17 protein-coding genes are annotated in these 18,872 nt (G+C 61.6%); 14 read left to right on the top strand and 3 right to left on the bottom strand.

The window, feature by feature from the left end; genetic code table 11:
- Positions 1-19 precede the first annotated feature (19 nt).
- From AC07VH_RS13925 to map, 3 genes are read right to left on the bottom strand one after another with little or no spacing between them, the layout of a single operon-like run.
- Positions 20-769 carry a pseudouridine synthase gene (locus AC07VH_RS13925; RefSeq protein WP_289915539.1) on the bottom strand — a complete coding sequence of 250 codons (750 nt, stop codon included), beginning with the start codon at positions 767-769 and terminating at the stop codon, positions 20-22.
- Positions 770-810: 41 nt separating this feature from the next.
- Entirely contained in the window at positions 811-3,378 is a 2,568-nt protein-coding gene (locus tag AC07VH_RS13930) for a [protein-PII] uridylyltransferase (protein WP_494789128.1), read from the bottom strand.
- Between the two features lie 36 nt (positions 3,379-3,414).
- Entirely contained in the window at positions 3,415-4,227 is an 813-nt protein-coding gene (gene map, locus AC07VH_RS13935) for a type I methionyl aminopeptidase (RefSeq protein WP_326459945.1), read from the bottom strand.
- Positions 4,228-4,627: 400 nt separating this feature from the next.
- Between map and rpsB the strand changes: the two genes are divergently transcribed.
- From rpsB to lpxB, 14 genes are all read left to right on the top strand, one after another.
- Entirely contained in the window at positions 4,628-5,380 is a 753-nt protein-coding gene (rpsB, locus tag AC07VH_RS13940) for a 30S ribosomal protein S2 (protein ID WP_086137733.1), read from the top strand.
- Between the two features lie 158 nt (positions 5,381-5,538).
- On the top strand, positions 5,539-6,450 hold the full coding sequence (gene tsf, locus AC07VH_RS13945) for a translation elongation factor Ts (RefSeq protein ID WP_086137734.1): 912 nt from the start codon (positions 5,539-5,541) through the stop codon (positions 6,448-6,450).
- 148 nt (positions 6,451-6,598) lie between these two features.
- Entirely contained in the window at positions 6,599-7,315 is a 717-nt protein-coding gene (gene pyrH / locus AC07VH_RS13950) for a UMP kinase (RefSeq protein WP_034752258.1), read from the top strand.
- 185 nt (positions 7,316-7,500) lie between these two features.
- Positions 7,501-8,061: a ribosome recycling factor gene (gene frr, locus AC07VH_RS13955; protein ID WP_092715571.1), complete on the top strand. Its 561-nt coding sequence runs from the start codon at positions 7,501-7,503 to the stop codon at positions 8,059-8,061.
- A gap of 99 nt (positions 8,062-8,160) precedes the next feature.
- A complete protein-coding gene (gene uppS, locus AC07VH_RS13960; protein WP_475414242.1) occupies positions 8,161-8,928 on the top strand; it encodes a polyprenyl diphosphate synthase in 768 nt (255 codons plus the stop codon).
- Positions 8,928-9,761, top strand: a complete 834-nt coding sequence (locus AC07VH_RS13965; RefSeq protein ID WP_475414241.1) for a phosphatidate cytidylyltransferase — start codon at positions 8,928-8,930, stop codon at positions 9,759-9,761. The genes uppS and AC07VH_RS13965 overlap by 1 nt, the downstream gene beginning before the upstream one ends.
- Before the next feature lie 8 nt (positions 9,762-9,769).
- Positions 9,770-10,954: a 1-deoxy-D-xylulose-5-phosphate reductoisomerase gene (gene ispC / locus AC07VH_RS13970; RefSeq protein WP_494789129.1), complete on the top strand. Its 1,185-nt coding sequence runs from the start codon at positions 9,770-9,772 to the stop codon at positions 10,952-10,954.
- Positions 10,951-12,312: an RIP metalloprotease RseP gene (rseP, locus tag AC07VH_RS13975; RefSeq protein ID WP_494789130.1), complete on the top strand. Its 1,362-nt coding sequence runs from the start codon at positions 10,951-10,953 to the stop codon at positions 12,310-12,312. The genes ispC and rseP overlap by 4 nt, the downstream gene beginning before the upstream one ends.
- Before the next feature lie 83 nt (positions 12,313-12,395).
- Positions 12,396-14,732, top strand: coding sequence for an outer membrane protein assembly factor BamA (bamA, locus tag AC07VH_RS13980; protein ID WP_475414238.1), 2,337 nt, complete (start codon positions 12,396-12,398; stop codon positions 14,730-14,732).
- 51 nt (positions 14,733-14,783) lie between these two features.
- Positions 14,784-15,302, top strand: a complete 519-nt coding sequence (locus AC07VH_RS13985) for an OmpH/Skp family outer membrane protein (protein ID WP_046684967.1) — start codon at positions 14,784-14,786, stop codon at positions 15,300-15,302.
- A 21-nt stretch (positions 15,303-15,323) separates the two neighbouring features.
- The gene (gene lpxD, locus AC07VH_RS13990; protein WP_494789131.1) at positions 15,324-16,379 is read left to right on the top strand and encodes a UDP-3-O-(3-hydroxymyristoyl)glucosamine N-acyltransferase; all 1,056 of its coding nucleotides are present in this window, start codon (positions 15,324-15,326) and stop codon (positions 16,377-16,379) included.
- On the top strand, positions 16,376-16,870 hold the full coding sequence (fabZ, locus tag AC07VH_RS13995; RefSeq protein ID WP_436472853.1) for a 3-hydroxyacyl-ACP dehydratase FabZ: 495 nt from the start codon (positions 16,376-16,378) through the stop codon (positions 16,868-16,870). Before lpxD ends, fabZ begins: the two co-directional genes overlap by 4 nt.
- Positions 16,870-17,661 carry an acyl-ACP--UDP-N-acetylglucosamine O-acyltransferase gene (gene lpxA, locus AC07VH_RS14000; RefSeq protein WP_494789132.1) on the top strand — a complete coding sequence of 264 codons (792 nt, stop codon included), beginning with the start codon at positions 16,870-16,872 and terminating at the stop codon, positions 17,659-17,661. The genes fabZ and lpxA overlap by 1 nt, the downstream gene beginning before the upstream one ends.
- Positions 17,645-18,829, top strand: coding sequence for a lipid-A-disaccharide synthase (gene lpxB / locus AC07VH_RS14005; protein ID WP_494789133.1), 1,185 nt, complete (start codon positions 17,645-17,647; stop codon positions 18,827-18,829). Before lpxA ends, lpxB begins: the two co-directional genes overlap by 17 nt.
- Positions 18,830-18,872 lie beyond the last annotated feature (43 nt).

An 18,872-nucleotide genomic window follows, 5' to 3' on the forward strand; every position in this document is an offset into this window, starting at 1 on the left:
GCCGCCCTGACATCGCCGCTTAAAACTGTTCGTCCGCGCTCAGGTAACGCCATTGGCCCGTCGGCAAGTCACCCAGCTTGACCTTGCCGATGCGCACGCGTTTCAATCCCAGCACTTTCAGGCCCACGGCTTCGCACATGCGGCGGATCTGGCGTTTCTTGCCTTCGCGTAAGGTAAAGCTCAACTGGTCTTCATTTTGCCAGCGTACCTTGGCCGGCAGTAGCGGCTTGCCGTCGAGCCACAGGCCGTGGTTGAGTCTTTTCAGTTCGCTGTCGGGCAGGGTGCCGCCCTTGGTGTAGCTGACGCGCACCAGGTATTCCTTGTCGATGTCGGTATCGTGGCCGATCAGCTGCTTGGCCACGCGTCCATCCTGCGTCAGGACCAGCAAGCCGACGGAATCGATGTCCAGGCGGCCGGCGGCCACCAGGCTGCGCAGCTGGGTCGGGTGGAACTGTTCCGGGCTGCGGTCTTCCGCCCAGCGGTTTTCCGCCTTGATCAGGGCCACGGCGGGCGTGTAGCCGTCTTCGGCCTGGCCGCTGACGTAGCCGACCGGTTTGTTGATCAGCACGGTGACGCGCTTCGACTGCTCGGCCGCCGCCTGGCGTTCCACGGTGACGCGCTGGCTCGGGTAGACCTTGCTGCCCAGCTCGGACACCACCTTGCCATCCACGCGGACCCAGCCGCGGGCGATCCATTCATCGGCTTCGCGGCGCGAGCACAGGCCCAGTTCGGACATGCGTTTGGACAAGCGTAATAATTCTTCGGTCATGTTGTTTCAGTTTCAGTAAGGGTAGGCGCTGCGCGGAAAGCTTACACTTTCAGCGCATCGAGTAAATCGGTTTCCAGCAATATCTGGTTGCGGGCATTGTTGAGCGCGGGGCCGTCGACGAGGAAGACATCTTCGACCCGCTCGCCCAGGGTCATGATCTTGGCCGTGTGCAAGTTGATGCGGTACTTGGTCAGCACGTTGGCGATCGCATACAGCAAGCCCGTGCGGTCGTTGGCGGCCACCGACAGCAGGTAGTACTGGCCCTTTTCATCGGGCCGCAAGTCCACCGTCGGCTGGAAGGGGAAGGTGCGCGACAGGCGCGACAGCCGTCCCTTGCCCGGCGGCGGCAGCGGCGTCTGCGACTGCAGCAGCTCGCCCAGCTCATGCTCGATCAGGCTGATGATGTCGCGGTAGCTCTTGGCGAAGTTCTGCTCGGTGACGAGGAAGGTGTCGAGCGCATAGCCATTTTTCGTCGTGTGGATCTTCGCGTCGAGGATGCTGAAATTCTTGCGGTCGAAATAGCTGCAGATGCGCGCGAACAGGTCGGGCTGGTCGGGAATATATACGGCCACCTGCAAGCCTTCGCCGATGGGCGCCAGCCGGCATTTTACCACCGGCAACTTGCTGTCGAGCTTGTCGTACAGCGAGCGCGTCTGCCAGGCGATGTCGGACGCGTCGTGGCGCAGGAAATACGCCACGTCCAGCTGCTGCCACAGCTTTACATGCGCATCGGGCGGCAAGCCGTACAGGCGCAGGGTGGCCAGCGCCTCCTGCTGACGGTTCTTGAGCTCGCGGTCGGCCGTGTGCGGCTCGCCGCCCAGCACGCGCAGGGTGATCTTGTACAGGTCTTCCAGCAGCTTGCCCTTCCAGGCATTCCACACTTTCGGGCTGGTGCCGCGGATGTCGGCCACCGTCAGCAGGTACAGGCCCGTCAGGTGGCGCTCGTCCTTGACCACTTTCGCAAAGGCGGCGATGACGTCCGGGTCGGACAAGTCCTGCTTTTGCGCCACTTGCGACATGGTCAGGTGATTTTCCACCAAGAAGGCGACCAGTTCCGTGTCCTCGGCGGACAGGCCGTGGTCCTGGCAGAACTGGGTGGCGTCGGCCACGCCCAGCTTCGAGTGGTCGCCGCCGCGCCCCTTGGCGATGTCGTGGAACAGGGCCGCCACGTACAGCAGCCACGATTGCGAGAAATCGGCCATCAGCTGGCTGCAGAACGGGTATTCGTGCGCGTGTTCGCTCATGGTGAAGCGGCGCATGTTGCGCACCACCATCAGAATGTGCTGGTCGACCGTGTACACGTGGAACAGGTCGTGCTGCATCTGGCCCACGATGCGGCGGAAGTTCGGCAGGTAACGCCCCAGGATGCTCATCTCGTTCATGCGCCGCAGCGCATGGATGATGCCGACCGGGGCTTGCATGATGCGCAGGAAGAGGGCGCGGTTGACGGGATCCTGGCGGAAGGCGGCGTCGATCTTGAAGCGCGCGTGCCACAGGGCCCGCGTGGCGCGCGACGTCATGCCCTTCAGGGCCGGGCGCTCCGTCATCAGGACGAAGATTTCCAGCATGGCCGACGGGTGTTGCTCGAAGGTATTGTCAGCGCTGATGTCGATCAGGCTGTTGACTTCATTGAAACGTTCGTTGATGGGCACGGCCACGTCGTCTTGCGGAAACAGCCGCGCTTCGATGTTTTGCAGCAAAATCGTGTTGAGCTGGGTCACCGTCTTGGCGGCCCAGTAATAGCGCTGCATGAGGAATTCGCTGGCGCGGCGCATGTGCGGCCCGCTGCCCGTCGCCTGCAGGCCCAGCGATTCGGCGATCGCCGTCTGCACGTCGAACACGAGACGGTCTTCGCGCCGTCCCGCATGCAGGTGCAGGCGCACGCGGATATCCTTGAAGGCGCGCTCCTTTTCCATCAGCTGGCGCGCTTCCGTCAGGGTGATCAGGCCGCCCGTGGCCAGGGTGCGCCACGAGTTCGCCAGGCCGGCCGCCTTGGCGACCCACAGGATGACCTGCAGGTCGCGCAAGCCGCCCGGGCTTTCCTTGCAATTCGGCTCCAGGCTGAAGGCCGTGTCCTCGTACTTGGCATGGCGCTGGCGCATTTCCGCCGTTTTTGCCTGGAAAAACGCCTGCGGGTCCATGGCCGCGTCATAGCGCTGCTGCAATTGCGCGAACAGGTCCGCGTTGCCGCACACGAGGCGCGCTTCGAGCAGGCTCGTCTGCACGGTGATGTCGGCCTTCGATTCGACCATGCACTCCTCGACCGTGCGGATGCTGTGGCCGATTTCCAGGCCCAGGTCCCACAGCAGCTGCACCAGTTCCTCGAGCTTTTCCTGCGTGGCGGCATCGGGCGCCTGTTGCAGCAGGATCAGCAGGTCGACGTCGGAATACGGAAACAGTTCGCCGCGGCCATAGCCGCCCACGCCCACCAGGGCCATGCCGGGCGGCAAGCCCGCTTCCTGCCAGGCGCGCGCCAGCACGCCGTCGACGCTGTGGCGCAGGCTGCGCAGCAGTTTTTCAGGCTTGCCGTCGGCCTGGAAGGCCGCGATGACGACCTGGCGGTCGGCTTTCAGTTGCTGTTTCAGCTGTTCCCGAACTTGCTTTTTCATCTGGGCCCTGGGTGGCGGTGGGTCGGGTTTGATCGATCAGGCTTTATTGACGATAAAGGCGGGCGGCGGCGGCATGCCGGGCGAGACGGTCAGCACTTCGTAGCCCGTTTCCGTCACCAGCACCGTGTGTTCCCATTGCGCCGACAGGCTGCGGTCCTTGGTCTTGATGGTCCAGCCATCGTTCATTTCGCGGATTTCGCGGCGGCCCGAATTGATCATCGGCTCGACGGTGAAAATCATGCCCGCTTCCAGGCGCTCGAGGGTGCCAGGTTTGCCGTAATGCAATACTTGCGGTTCTTCATGGAAGACCTTGCCGATGCCGTGGCCGCAGAATTCGCGCACCACGCTGTAGCCGGCCTTTTCCGCATGCTGCTGGATGGCGTGGCCGATATCGCCCAGGTGGGCGCCCGGCTTGATCTGGTCGATTCCCAGCCACATGCACTCATAGGTGATTTCCGACAGGCGCTTGGCCAGGATGGTCGGCGTGCCGACGAGGAACATGCGGCTGTTGTCGCCGTGGTAGCCATCCTTGATGACGGTGATGTCGAGGTTGACGGAGTCGCCGCTCTTGAGGACCTTGTCGCCTGGAATGCCATGACAGATGACGTCGTTGACGGAGGTGCAGATGGCCTTCGGGTAGGGCGTGTAGCCGGGCGGGCAGTAGTTCAGCGGGGCAGGGATGGTGCCCTGCACGTTGACCATGTATTCATGGCACAGGCGGTCCAGTTCGCCCGTCGTGACGCCGACCTTGACGAAGGGCGTGATGTAGTCGAGTACTTCGGCGCCGAGCTTGCCTGCAACGCGCATGCCTTCGATGTCGGCGGCGGTATTGATACGGATGGTGGACATGGTGTGATTCGCAATCTGCAAGAATTCAGGTGAAAAGCACAGACGATTCCTGCTGTAGGGGGAAAAGTCTGCAAATATGCCGAAATTATAAACGAGGCGCCCTGAATCCGCCGCCTCCTTCCTATGGCCGGGAAGGGAATTATGAGTGGAAAATGGATGAAAAGGCGGTGCCGCCACGCCTTGCACCATCGTGGTGCATTGGCTGTTTCCATCGGGCGCGCGATTTGCGGCGTGGACTTGATGCTGCGGGCATTTCAGTGTAGAATCCCGGGTTGCTTGAATTCTCTTTTAAGCAATGCAGCAAAACAGTGTCTTTAATTTATATAAACACGCGAATCCGGTCGACAAGGGTGCCTGTATGGTGACTGATCGGATTCCAGACCCAACCCTGGAGTTAATAATGTCCGTAACAATGCGCGAAATGCTGGAAGCCGGTGTCCACTTTGGTCACCAAACCCGTTTTTGGAATCCAAAAATGGCACCGTTCATCTTCGGCCATCGCAACAAGATCCACATCATCAACCTGGAAAAAACCATGGCGATGTACCAGGACGCAATGAAGCACGTGCGTCAACTGGCTGCAAACCGTGGCACCATCCTGATGGTTGGCACCAAGCGTCAAGCTCGCGAAATCATCGCTGCTGAAGCACAACGCGCTGGCGTGCCTTTCGTTGATCAACGTTGGTTGGGCGGCATGCTGACCAACTTCAAGACGATCAAAACCTCGATCAAGCGTCTGAAGGACATGGAAGTGATGATCGAAGACGGTTCGATCGAGAAGCTGTCGAAAAAAGAAGCGCTGATGTTCTCCCGCGAAATGATCAAGCTGCAAAAATCGATCGGCGGCATCAAGGACATGGGCGGCGTTCCTGACGCAATCTTCGTCGTCGACGTCGGCTACCACAAAGGTGCGATCACCGAAGCAGCTAAACTGGGTATCCCGGTCATCGGCGTTGTCGATACCAACCACTCCCCAGAAGGCGTGAACTTCGTGATCCCAGGTAACGATGACTCCTCGAAAGCCATCATGTTGTACGCTCGCGGTGTTGCTGATGCAATCATCGAAGGCCGTGCAGCTGCCGGTAACGAAGTTGTTGAAATGGTTAAAGCAGCCGCTGGCGACGAATTCGTCGAAGTAAACGAACAGGCTTAATGGCCAGGCTATCGCAGGATAGCCGTTTGTAAGCACAGCAGTAAGGGAAAAGGGGTGGCAGCAGCTCCCCCTTTTTTTTAACAAAAAAACGATAGTGACCGCTGGCGAGGCATGCATGCCCGGCCGCGACTATCGACTCACCGAATCAGGAGAAACACATGGCAGCGATTACAGCAGCGATGGTAGGCGAATTGCGCGGCAAAACCGACGCACCAATGATGGAATGCAAAAAAGCACTGACCGAAGCCGAAGGCGACATGGCGCGTGCGGAAGAGATCCTGCGCGTCAAGCTGGGCGGCAAGGCATCGAAAGCATCGGCGCGCATCACCGCTGAAGGCGTCGTGGCAACCTACATCGCCAACGGCGTAGGCGCCCTGGTCGAAGTCAACTCGGAAACCGACTTCGTTGCGAAAAACGACGATTTCCTGGCACTGGCCAACAACGCTGCCCGTCTGGTAGCGGAACACAACCCGGCTGACGTCGCTGCCCTGCTGGCCCTGCCGCTCGACGGCAAGACCCTGGACGAAGTGCGCGCTGCCCTGATCGGCAAGATCGGCGAAAACATGACCATCCGCCGCTTCCAGCGTTTCGAAACCAGCGCCAAGCTGGCTTCGTACCTGCACGGTTCGCGCATTGGCGTGATCGTCGAATTCGACGGTGCCGATGAGCAAGTGGGCAAAGACGTGGCCATGCACATCGCTGCCATGAAGCCAGTATCGCTGTCGTCGAACGAAGTGCCAGCGGAACTGATCGAAAAAGAGCGTTCGGTTGCCCAACTGAAAGCCGAAGAAGACGCAGCCAAAGCGGCCGCCGAAGGCAAGCCAGCGCAATCGCCGGAAATCCTGGCCAAGCGCCTGGAAGGTTCCGTACAGAAGTTCCTGAAAGAAGTTTCGCTGCTGAACCAGGCTTTCGTGAAAAACGACAAGCTGTCGGTTGAGCAAATGCTGAAGGCGGCTAACACCAGCGTCAAAGGTTTTGCCATGTACGTGGTAGGCGAGGGCATCGAGAAGAAGCAAGACGACTTCGCAGCAGAAGTCGCAGCACAGATGGCTGCCTCCCAGGGAGCGTAAGTAAAGCGGGCCGAGAGGCCCGTTTTTTTGGCCCGCCCGCACCTGTCGTGCCGGGCGGCGGCATGGGCAGCTTCCTCCCGCCTATCCGGCGCTGCAAGGCGCTGCGCCATGTCATACTCGAATAACCTCATTTATGGAGCCCCAGCTCATGTCAAAACCAGCCTACAAGCGCGTCCTCCTCAAGTTGTCCGGCGAAGCCCTGATGGGCGATGATCCCTACGGCATCAACCGCGCCACGATCGAGCGCATGGTGGCCGATGTGGCCGAGGTGGCGAAGTTGGGTGTGGAACTGGCAATCGTGATTGGCGGCGGCAATATCTTCCGCGGCGTCGCGCCTGGCGCGCAAGGCATGGACCGTGCCACCGCCGACTACATGGGCATGCTCGCCACCGTGATGAACGCACTGGCCCTGGCCGATGCCATGCGCCATGTCGGTATCACCGCGCGCGTCATGTCGGCCATCGGCATCGAACAAGTGGTCGAGCCGTACGTCCGCCCGAAAGCCCTGCAATACCTGGAAGAAGGCAAAGTGGTCGTCTTCGCCGCCGGTACCGGCAATCCGTTCTTCACCACCGACACGGCAGCCGCCCTGCGCGGTTCCGAGATCAGCGCCGAGATCGTCCTGAAGGCCACCAAGGTCGACGGCGTCTACACGGCCGATCCGAAGAAGGATCCGAACGCCACCCTGTTCCACACGATTACGTTCGACGACGCCATCGCCAAGCACCTGCAAGTGATGGATGCCACCGCATTCGCCCTGTGCCGCGACCAGAAGCTGCCCATTAAAGTGTTTTCGATCACCAAACCAGGTGCGCTGATGCGTGTCATCATGGGCGAAGACGAAGGCACCTTGGTGCACGTATAAGGGAAGCGGAGCGCCGAGAAACCGTCCATGGCTGCGTTGCAGTGCCTGAGCCACGTTATGTACATTCGTAGCGTCTTCGGCGCCGCGCCTTGCCCTGAACGGTTTTCGGCACTCCCGACTGCGCTGGTGTTTTCATCGCAAGCGAAGTAGCAATATTCATTATTATCAAGACAAGGAGTACAGCAATGTCCTTAGCTGACGTTAAAAAGAATGCCCAGGAACGCATGACGAAATCGCTGGAAACACTGCGGGCCGATCTGGCCAAAGTGCGTACCGGCCGCGCCCATACGGGTATCCTGGACCACGTGATGGTGGAGTACTACGGTTCGCCGACGGCGCTGACCCAGGTGGCCAACGTGACCCTGATCGACGCGCGCACCATCGGCGTGCAGCCGTATGAAAAGAAGATGGCCAGCACCATCGAAAAAGCCATCCGTGACGCCGACCTGGGTCTGAACCCGTCGGCACAGGGCGACCTGATCCGCGTGCCGACGCCGCCGCTGACGGAAGAGCGCCGCAAGGAAATGGTCAAGCTGGTCAAGAGCGAAGCGGAAGACGCGAAGATTGCCGTGCGTAACATTCGCCGCGATGCGAACGAGTCGCTGAAGAAACTGGTCAAGGAAAAAGCCTGCTCCGAGGACGATGAGCGCCGCTCGTCGGAAGAAGTGCAGAAGCTGACGGACAAGTTTATTGCGGACATCGACAAGATGGTTGTCGACAAAGAAAAAGAAGTGCTGACGGTCTAGTTTTCAGTTCTTTTGACGCTGCCCGGGAAAGCATGGCTTTTCCGGGCAGTGCTATTTGGCGCATAATAGTTATCTTTTATTTTTGGTATTCGTGTTTTCATGATCTATTCGAGTTCGACAACGGCAGTACCTGAGGTGGGCACGGTGCCGCGCCATGTGGCAATCATTATGGATGGCAATGGTCGCTGGGCAACCAAGCGCTTCCTGCCGCGCGTGGCTGGCCACGTCAAGGGCGCGGACACCGTGCGCCGTGTCGTCGAGACCTGCCTCGACCGGGGCGTCGAATATCTGACGCTGTTTGCCTTCAGCTCGGAAAACTGGCGCCGCCCGGAAGAAGAGGTGTCGATGCTGATGCGCCTGTTCGTCACGATGCTGGAACGCGAGGTCGTACGCATGCACGCCAACGATATCCGCCTGAAGGTCGTAGGCGACATGTCGCGCTTCAATGCCCAGTTGCAGCAACTGGTGGCGGACGCCGAGCGCAAGACGGCGGGCAATACGCGCCTGACCGTGACGATTTGCGCCAACTATGGCGGCCGCTGGGACATCATGCAGGCAGTCAACAAAATGACGGCCGAGGCTGCCGTCAAGGGCCAGCCTGACGGGCACGCTTACACGGAAGAGCAACTGGCGCCGCACCTGGCCATGGCCTATGCGCCCGAGCCCGACCTGTTCATCCGCACGGGCGGCGAGCAGCGCATTTCCAATTTCCTCCTGTGGCAACTGGCGTACACTGAGTTGTTTTTTACCGAGACTTTCTGGCCTGACTTCAATGACGAGTGCCTCGACGCGGCAATCGCGTCTTACCAGCAGCGCGAACGGCGCTTTGGCCGTACCAGCGCGCAACTAACTGAAAAGACAAACTGATGCTGAAAACACGGATAATCACCGCCCTGGTCCTTCTGGCGGTCTTGCTGCCGGTTCTGTATCTGAATTATTTCCCCGCCTTCGCCGTGATCGCCACGGCGTTCTTCGGCGCCGCCGTCTGGGAAAGCTTCCGCATCTTCAAAAATCGCCAGGCGCTGCCGATCGCCGCCGTCTGGACCGCCGCCTTCGCCTATACGTTTTTTGTCGGTAACGGCATGGCGCAGCTCAATTTCTGGTTCGCCCTGTGCGTGGCCATCTGGCTGATCCGCTTCGTGCCCTCGCTGGCGACAGGCTTGCCGCCCACCGAAGGCCTGGGCAATACCTTGCTCAGCCTGGTGTACCCGGTGACCATCGTCGGCTGCTTCGTCGCCATCATCGCCTTGTTCCTGCATAGCCCCTTGTACCTGCTCTCCGTCATGGCCCTCGTGTGGATCGCCGATATCGGCGCCTATTTCTCGGGCAAGGCTTTCGGCAAGCGCAAGCTGGCGCCGAGTATTTCCCCAGGCAAATCCTGGGAAGGCGCCATCGGCGGCGGCATCGCCGTGCTGGCCATCGCCGCCATCACCATCGTGGCCGCGCCATCGCTGCCGGTGCTGCAAGACACCTTCGCCGTGCAGCTGCAATTGCGCCGCGGCTGGCCGCTGGCCTTGCTGGTGCTGCTATTGCTCGTCGCCGCCAGCATCGTCGGCGACCTGTTCGAATCCCAATTGAAGCGCCGCGCGGGCATCAAGGACAGCAGCAAGCTGCTGCCTGGCCATGGCGGCGTACTCGACCGTATCGACGCGTTGATCCCGGTCCTGCCATTTGCCGCCCTCGTGGCCAGCTGGCTTTAAGGAAACTCATGCAATACATCACCATTCTAGGCGCGACCGGCTCGATCGGCGTGTCCACCCTGGACGTGCTCGCGCGTCATCCGGAGCAATACAGCGTGTATGCGCTGAGTGCCCACAGCCGTGTGGCCGAACTGGCCGCCCAGTGTCTGCAATTCCGCCCCCGGCGCGCCGTCGTCGGCACGGCGGATGCCGCCCTTGAACTGACGCGCTTGCTGCGCGGGCAGGGCGTCGATACGCAGGTCGAGTACGGCGAGGAAGCCCTGTGCGCCATCGCCAGCGCACCGCAAGTGACGGGCGTGATGGCGGCCATCGTCGGCGCCGCCGGCTTGGCGCCCACCCTGGCCGCAGCGCGTGCTGGCAAGAAAGTATTGCTGGCCAATAAAGAAGCGCTGGTCATGTCCGGCCAGCTGTTCATCGACGCCGTGCACGATAACGGCGCCGTGCTGCTGCCGATCGACAGCGAACATAACGCCATCTTCCAATGCATGCCGCACGCCCATGGCCGCGCGCCTGGCGCCGCCGGCGTGGCAAAAATCGTGCTGACGGCTTCCGGCGGCCCCTTCCTCACGCGCGACGTCGAGACGCTGGATAGCGTGACGCCGGACCAGGCGTGCAAGCATCCGACCTGGGCCATGGGACGCAAGATTTCCGTCGATTCGGCCACCATGATGAACAAGGGCCTGGAGGTGATCGAGGCGCACTGGCTGTTCGGCGCCCCGGCCGACCAGATCGAGGTGCTGATCCATCCGCAAAGCGTGATCCATTCGATGGTCTCGTACATCGACGGTTCCGTGCTGGCACAGCTGGGCAATCCGGACATGCGCACGCCGATCGCCCATGCGCTGGCGTATCCGCAGCGCATCGCTTCCGGCGTGGCGCAGCTGGACCTGGCGCAAGTGGCTACCCTGCAGTTCGAACGTCCCGATTTCCGCCGTTTCCCTTGCCTGGCGCTGGCCTTCGACGCCTTGCGCGCGGGCGGCACGGCGCCGGCCCTGCTCAACGCGGCCAATGAAGTGGCCGTGCAAGCGTTTCTTGACGAACAGATCGGCTTCCGCCAGATCGACCGCGTCATCGCCCACGTGATCGAGACGGTGCCGCACGGCGCCGCTTCGAGCATCGAAGCCGTGATGGAGCAGGACCGCCTGGCCAGAGCGGCCGCGCACGCGTACATCGCGCAAAGGCTGGCTGCATGACGCTCATCACCACCTTGCTGGCCTTTATCGTCGCGCTCGGTTCACTGATCACCCTGCACGAGCTGGGCCACTATTTGGTGGCGCGCTGGTGCGGCGTGAAAGTGCTGCGTTTCTCGATCGGCATGGGAAAAGTGGTGTATTCGCGCAAGTTTGGCAAGGACCAGACGGAATGGGCGATTTCCGCGCTGCCGCTGGGCGGTTATGTCAGCATGCTCGACAGCCGTGCGCAAGACCTCAGCGACTTGCCGGAAAGCGAATTGCGCCGCGAATTCACGCGCCAGAGCGTGTGGCGCCGCATCGCCATCGTGGCCGCCGGCCCGCTGGCCAATTTCCTCGTCGCCATCGTGCTGTACGCGGGCCTGTTCATGCATGGCATCGAAGAGCCGTCGAGCAAGCTCGGTCCCGTGGCCGAACAGACGGCCGCCTTTGCGGCCGGCTTGCGCAGCGGCGATACGGTCGAGTCGGTGAATGGCAAGGCCGTGGCCAGCTGGTCCGAACTGCGCTGGGAACTGATCCAGGCCACCCTCGACAAGCTGCCGGCGCGCATCGAAGTGCGCCGCCCCGACCGTGGCCAGCAGGAAGCGGCCTTGCCGACGGCCAGCCTGACGGAAACGGACCTGGAAGGCGACGTGCTGGGCAAGCTGGGCCTGACCATGGCCCGTTCCGCGCCCACCTTGATGGAAATCATGCCCGGTGGCGCCGCCGCGCGCGCCGGCCTGCAGAAAAACGACCAGATCCTGGCCATCGACGAACAGCCCGTGCACGACGTGGCGGCCGTCATCGCCACCCTGAGCCAGACGCCTGGCCGAACCCTGCAATTGCAGCTCTTGCGTCAGGGCCAGGACCTGACCCTGTCGATTACGCCGGACGCCGTGCCGGGCGCCGGGGCAGAGGGAGCTGTAACAGTTGGTAAGATACAGGCAAAGCTGGGACAGGTGCCGGATATGATCACCGTGGCATCGGGACCGTTCTCTGCCGTTGGCAAGGCGTCCGCCAAGGTCTGGGATACCAGTGTCATGAGCCTGAAAATGCTGGGCAAAATGATCACGGGCCAGGTGTCGCTGAAGAATGTGACCGGACCCATTACCATCGCCGATTACGCGGGTCAGACGGCGCGCATCGGCCTGGTAAGCTACCTGAGCTTCATCGCCTTCATCAGTATCAGTCTGGGCGTGATGAATTTGCTACCCATTCCTGTTCTGGATGGCGGGCATTTGCTGTATTATTCGCTGGAAGTTTTGACCGGACGCCCCTTGCCGGAGCGCGTAGGCGAGATTGCCCAGCGCCTGGGGATCGGTTTGTTGCTGACCTTGATGGTGCTTGCCGTCTTTAATGACGTGTTGCGATTGCTGAATTAGGGCGGTGGTTGATGCCATTGCGTGAGTCGCACAAGCAATCTTTTGTGTATGTTGTCCATTGATTTACCCATTGAATAACCCCAATGAAATTACATTCTGCTCGTTTTGCCTTGCCTTCCTTTCGCCGCAGCCTGATCGGCGCCGCCGTCATGGCCATCTGTTCCGGCCACGCGCTGGCCGTCCAGCCATTTACTGTCAAGGACATCCGGGTCGAAGGGATCCAGCGTACTGAAGCGGGCACCGTCTTTGCCTACCTGCCGGTGCGGGTCGGCGAAACGTTCTCCGACGAGAAGAGCGTTGCCGCCATCAAGGCCCTGTATGCAACGGGCATGTTCAAGGATGTGCGCCTGGAAGCCGATGGCGACGTGCTGGTGGTGCTGGTCGAGGAACGTCCGGCCATCGCCAGCGTGGCATTTACCGGTACCAAGGAATTTGAGAAGGACGTGCTGGTCAAGGCCCTGAAGGAAATCGGCGTCGGTGAAGCCAAGATTTTCGACAAGGCGTCCGTCGACCGCGCGGAACAGGAACTCAAGCGCCAGTACCTGTCGCATGGCCTGTACGGCGTGAAGATCACCACCACCGTCACGCCGATCGAGCGCAACCGCGTCAACGTGGTGTTCGCCGTCGACGAGGGCGACGTGGCCCGCATCAAGCAGATCAACATCGTCGGCAACAAGGCCTTCACGGACAAGGAACTGCGCGAGCAGCTGGCCCTGAACACGGGCGGCTGGTTCAGCTGGTACACCAAGGCCGACCAGTATTCGAAGACCAAGCTGACGGGCGACATCGAGTCGCTCAAGTCCTTCTACCTGGACCGCGGCTACATCGAGATGCAGGTCGATTCGACGCAAGTGTCGATCACGCCCGATAAAAAAGACATCTACCTGACGATCAACATCACCGAAGGCGAGAAGTACAAGATCGCCGGCACCAAGTTCGAAGGCGAGATGTTCGGCCGCGAAGAAGAGCTCAAGGCGCTGAACCTGATGCGCGAAGGCGAGATCTACTCGGGCGCGCGCCTGACGGCGACGAACAAGCGTATCCAGGACCGCCTGGCCACGTTCGGCTACGCGTTTGCCAACGTCAACGCCAATCCCGAGATCAACCGCGAAAAGCACGAAGTCGGTTTCACCTTCTTCATCGATCCGGGCAAGCGCGTCTACGTGCGCCACATGAATATCGCCGGCAACACCACCACGCGCGATGAAGTCATCCGCCGCGAATTCCGCCAGTTCGAATCGTCCTGGTACGACAGCAACAAGATCAAGCTGTCGCGCGACCGTGTCGACCGCCTCGGCTACTTCAAGGACGTGACCATCGACACGCCGGAAGCGCAGGGCACGACCGACCAGGTCGACGTCAACGTGACGGTGGTGGAAAAACCAACGGGTAACTTCCTGATCGGCGGCGCGTTCTCGCAATCGGAAAAATTCACCCTGTCGGCCTCGATTTCGCAAGCCAACTTCGCCGGTAGCGGCAACACGGTCGGCATCGAACTCAATACCAGCCACTACAGCCGCACGATCGCGTTTTCGCAAACCAATCCGTACTACACGGACGATGGCATTTCGCGCAGCTTCGAAGTCTACCTGCGGACGACGGAACCGCCGGCGCTCAACATCGGCAGCTACAAGATCAAGCAGACCGGTGGCCGCGTCAGTTTCGGCGTGCCGTTCTCGGAAGTCGACACCGTCTTCTTCGGCATCGGCGCCGAGCGCTCGCGCATCGAAACGGACATCACCAGCCCGATCCGCTTCAAGCAGTACGTGATCGACAATGGCGGCCCGTCCGACGGTATCGGTTCGGCCACCACGAATTCCATCCCGCTGACGGCGGCATGGCAGCGCGACAGCCGCGACAGCGCCCTGACGCCATCGATCGGCCGCTACCAGCGCGTCAACCTGGAGGCCGACCTGATCGGCGACCAGAAATACTTCCGTGCCATCTATGAGCACCAGTATTTCCGTCCGCTGTTCAGCAAGGTCACCCTGGCGCTGAAGGGCGAGCTCGATTACGGCCACGGCATCGGCAAGCACGTCTACCCCGTCTTCAAGAACTTCTACGGCGGCGGTATCGGTTCGGTGCGCGGCTACCTGAGTTCCTCGCTGGGCGCGGTCGAACCGAGCACCAACGATGCCTTGGGCGGCGCGTCGCGCCTGATCGGTAACGCGGAACTGCAGATGCCATTCCCCGGTTCGGGCAATGACCGCAGCTTGCGCTGGTTCGGTTTCCTTGACGGCGGCCAGGTCTACCAGGAAGGCGAAAAAATGCGGATCTCGCAATTGCGCTATTCTGCTGGCTTGGGCATCAGCTGGATTTCACCGGTGGGCCCGCTCAAGCTGAGCTATGCCAAACCGCTGAACGCCAAGCCGACGGACCGCCTGGAGCGCTTCCAGTTCCAGATGGGCACCGGTTTCTAACCGGCCATCTGAACGGGGGCGACAGCTTTTACCTTTTGACCATGGAGTATCATGAACACCGCATCCGCTACCCTGCCCAAGACCCTTGCCGTGATCGCATTGTGCTGGAGTTCGCTGTTGCCGGTGCAGGCGCAGGCTCAGGAGTCGAAGATCGCCTGGATCAGCAGCGAACGTATTTATAACGAATCGAGGCTGGCCAAGCTGGCCAGCGCCAAGCTGGCCGAAGAGTTCCGCTCGCGCGAAAAAGCCGTGCAGGAACTGGCGGCCCGTTTCAAGGTGGCCAATGAAGCCCTGGAAAAGGACATGCCGACCCTGAGCGAAGCGGAGCGCGCCAAGCGCCAGCGCGAATTTTTCGAGCTGGACAAGGAACTGCAGCGCCGCCAGCGCGAGTTCCGCGAAGACCTGAGCCAGCGCACGAACGAAGAGCGCAGCGCCATCGCGGAAAAAGCCAACACCATCATCCAGCAGATGGCGCATATCGAAGGATATGACATCGTGCTGCAGGAAGCCCTGTGGGCCAGCCCGCGCATCGACATTACCGACAAGGTCTTGAAGGCGCTGGACAAGTAACATTAGAATAGAGGTAAATAGATGGGCACTCGACTAGGAGACTTGGTCGAACGCTTCGGCGGACAATTGGCGGGCGATCCCAATCTGGAAGTTTCAGGGATCGCGCCGCTGGCCGACGCCGGCGCTTCGCACATCAGCTTTCTGAGCAATAGCAAATTCCGCGCACAGGCGGCCCAGAGCGGCGCCGCGGCGCTGATACTCACTCCGGCGGACGACGCGCTGATCGGCGGCGACTACGCCGGCGCGCGCATCGTCACCCCGAATCCCTATGTGTATTTCGCGCGCGCGGCGCAGTATTTCGCCACCCTGCACGAAATCAAGGCGCCGGCCGGCATCCATCCGCGCGCCTTTGTCGATGCCAGCGCGCAGGTTGACGCCAGCGCCTCCGTCGGCGTGCACGCGGTAATCGAAGCGGGCGCCGTGATCGGCGCCGGCTGCGTCATCGGCCCCGGCTGCGTGGTGGGGCGCGACGCCGTCATCGGCGCCGGCACGCAATTGCTGGCCAACGTCACCTTCCACGCGCGCTGCGTGATCGGCCAGCGCGGCATCGTCCATTCGGGCGCCGTGATCGGCACCGACGGATTCGGCTTCGCCAACGAAGGCGGCGTGTACATCAAGATACCGCAGACGGGCAGGGTGGTGATCGGCGACGATGTCGACATCGGCGCCAACACCACCATCGACCGTGGCGCGCTGGCCGACACCATCATCGAAGATGGCGTCAAGCTCGATAACCAGATCCAGATCGGCCACAACTGCCATATCGGCGCGCACACGGCCATGGCCGGCTGCGTCGGCGTGGCCGGCAGCGCCATCATCGGCAAGTACTGTACCTTCGGCGGCGCCGCCATGGTGCTGGGCCACCTGACCATTGCCGACCGCGTCCACGTGGGCTCGGGCAGCATGGTCTCGCGTTCGATCGCGGAGCCGGGCCAGTACACGGGTTTCTATCCGCTGGCGAAGAACGCCGACTGGGAAAAGAGCGCCGCCATCGTGCGCAACCTGTCAAGCATGCGCGAGAAGATCCGCGCGCTTGAAAAAACAATTAAAACACTGACCACGCAAGACGAAAAATGACTACTGAAAAAAAGACCCTCGACATCCTCGCCATCAAATCGCTGCTGCCGCACCGCTACCCGTTGCTGCTGGTTGACCGCGTGCTGGACTGGGAAGCGAACAAAACCATCACCGCCATCAAGAACGTAACGGTCAACGAAGAGTTCTTCCAGGGCCATTTCCCGCACAAGCCGGTCATGCCCGGCGTGCTGATGATCGAAGCGCTGGCGCAGACTGCGGCCCTGCTGTCGTTCCTGTCGATGGGTGTGAAACCGGACGAAAATTCGGTGGTGTACTTCGTCGGCATCGACAATGCGCGCTTCAAGCGTCCTGTCGAACCGGGCGACCAGCTGAAGATGGACGTGGAAATCCTGCGCGTTTCGCGCGGCATCTGGAAATACAAGGCCGTCGGTACGGTCGACGGCAAGCTGGCGGTGGAAGCCGAACTGATGTGCACCATCCGCAGCGCGCAGGATGCGAGCCAGTCTGCGAGCCAGCCAGCGGGGCAGTAATGGCGGGCATCCACTCCACGGCAGTCATCGATCCGAAGGCCGAGCTCGACAGCTCGGTCGAGGTGGGTCCGTACACCATCATCGGTCCGCACGTGCGCATCGGTGCCGGCACGAAGGTGGGCCCGCATGTGGTCATCGACGGCCACACGACGATCGGCAGCGGCAACCACCTGTTCCAGTTTTCTTCCATCGGCGCGCAGCCGCAGGATAAAAAATGGGCGGGCGAGGCGACGCGCCTGGAAATCGGCGACCGCAACACCATCCGCGAATTCTGCACCTTCAACACGGGCACCGTGCAGGGCGGCGGCGTGACGCGCCTGGGCAACGACAACTGGATCTCGGCGTATGTGCACCTGGCGCACGACTGCCTGGTGGGCAACAACACTATCTTTTCGAACAACGCCCAGCTGGCGGGCCACGTGGAAATCGGCGACTGGGTCATCATGAGCGGTTTCGCCAATGTGCACCAGTTCTGCAAGATCGGCGCGCACGCCTTTGTCGGCATGAGCACCAGCCTGACGCAGGACGTGCCGCCTTTCGTGCTCCTGAACGGCAATCCGGCGCAGGCCCACGGCGTCAATATCGAGGGTTTGAAACGCCGCGGTTTTACGCGCGAACAGATCAACGGCATCCGCACCGCGTATAAGCTCATCTACCGCTCCGGACTGACCCTGGAAGAATCCAAGGCGGCCCTGTTCGAAGAAGAAGCGGCAGCGTCGCCCGAGGTGGCGGAACACATTCGCGCCATGCGCGAATTCCTTGGCGTGGCGTCGCGTGGCATCGTCCGCTGACCAGTCCAGCGGCCTCGGTGTCGCCAATGTCGCCATCGTCGCCGGCGAGGTGTCGGGCGACCTGCTGGCCAGCCGGTTGCTGTCGGGCCTCGTGCCGCAGCTGCCCGGTGCCCGTTTCCACGGCATCGGCGGCGAGCACATGGCCAGGCAGGGCTTTGTGTCCGATTGGCCGCTCGACAAGCTGACCGTGCGCGGCCTGTTCGAGATCATTCCCCGCTACCGCGAAATCAAGGGCATCCAGAACGCGCTGCGCGACCAGCTGCTGGCCGAGCGTCCCGCCGTCTTCATCGGCGCCGACTATCCTGGCTTTAACCTGGGACTCGAGCAGCAATTGAAGGAAGGCGGCATCCCCACCGTGCACTACATCGGGCCGCAGATCTGGGCCTGGCGCGGTGGCCGCATCAAGAAAATCATCAAGGCCGTCTCGCACATGCTGGTGATCTTCCCCTTCGAGGAAGATATCTACCGCAAGGCGGGCGTGCCCGTCACCTATGTCGGCCATCCGCTGGCCGAGATGATCCCCCTGCAGCCCGATGAAGCGGCCGCGCGCCGTGTCCTGGGCTTGCCGGAAGACGCGAATGTCGTGACCCTGATGCCGGGCAGCCGCATGGGCGAACTCAAATACAATACGGTGGCGTTTGTCGGCGCCTGCAAGCTGCTGCTGGCGCGCGACCGTTCGCTGCGCTTCGTCGCGCCCATGGCCGGAGAAAAGCAGCGCCAGTACTTTTTGCAGCTGATCCGTGAAGCGGGCTTGCAGGACGTCGAGATCCTGCTCACCGATGGCGGCTCGCACACGGCCATCTGCGCCGCCGATGCGGTGCTGGTGGCCTCCGGCACGGCATCGCTGGAAGTTGCGCTGTACAAGAAGCCCATGGTCATCGCCTACAAGATGATGCGCGCCTCGTGGGAAATCATGCGCCACATGGGCTACCAGCCGTGGATTGGTTTGCCGAACATCCTGGCGCGTGATTACCTGGTGCCCGAGCTGCTGCAAAACGCGGCCAGCCCGCAAGCGCTGGCGGACGCCATGTGGCAGCAGCTGAGCGACGTGCCGGGCCGTTTGCGCCTGGTGCAGCGCTTTACGGACATGCACCACAGCCTGCTGCGCGACAGCGCGCGCGAAAGCGCCAACGCCGTCATGCAGGTCATCGCCGCCAACCGCAAGTAACGCCCGATCACCGCTTCAACCGCAGTACCAACTAAAGATTCAA

This window comes from Janthinobacterium sp. GW821-FHT03C10 (assembly GCF_059420865.1).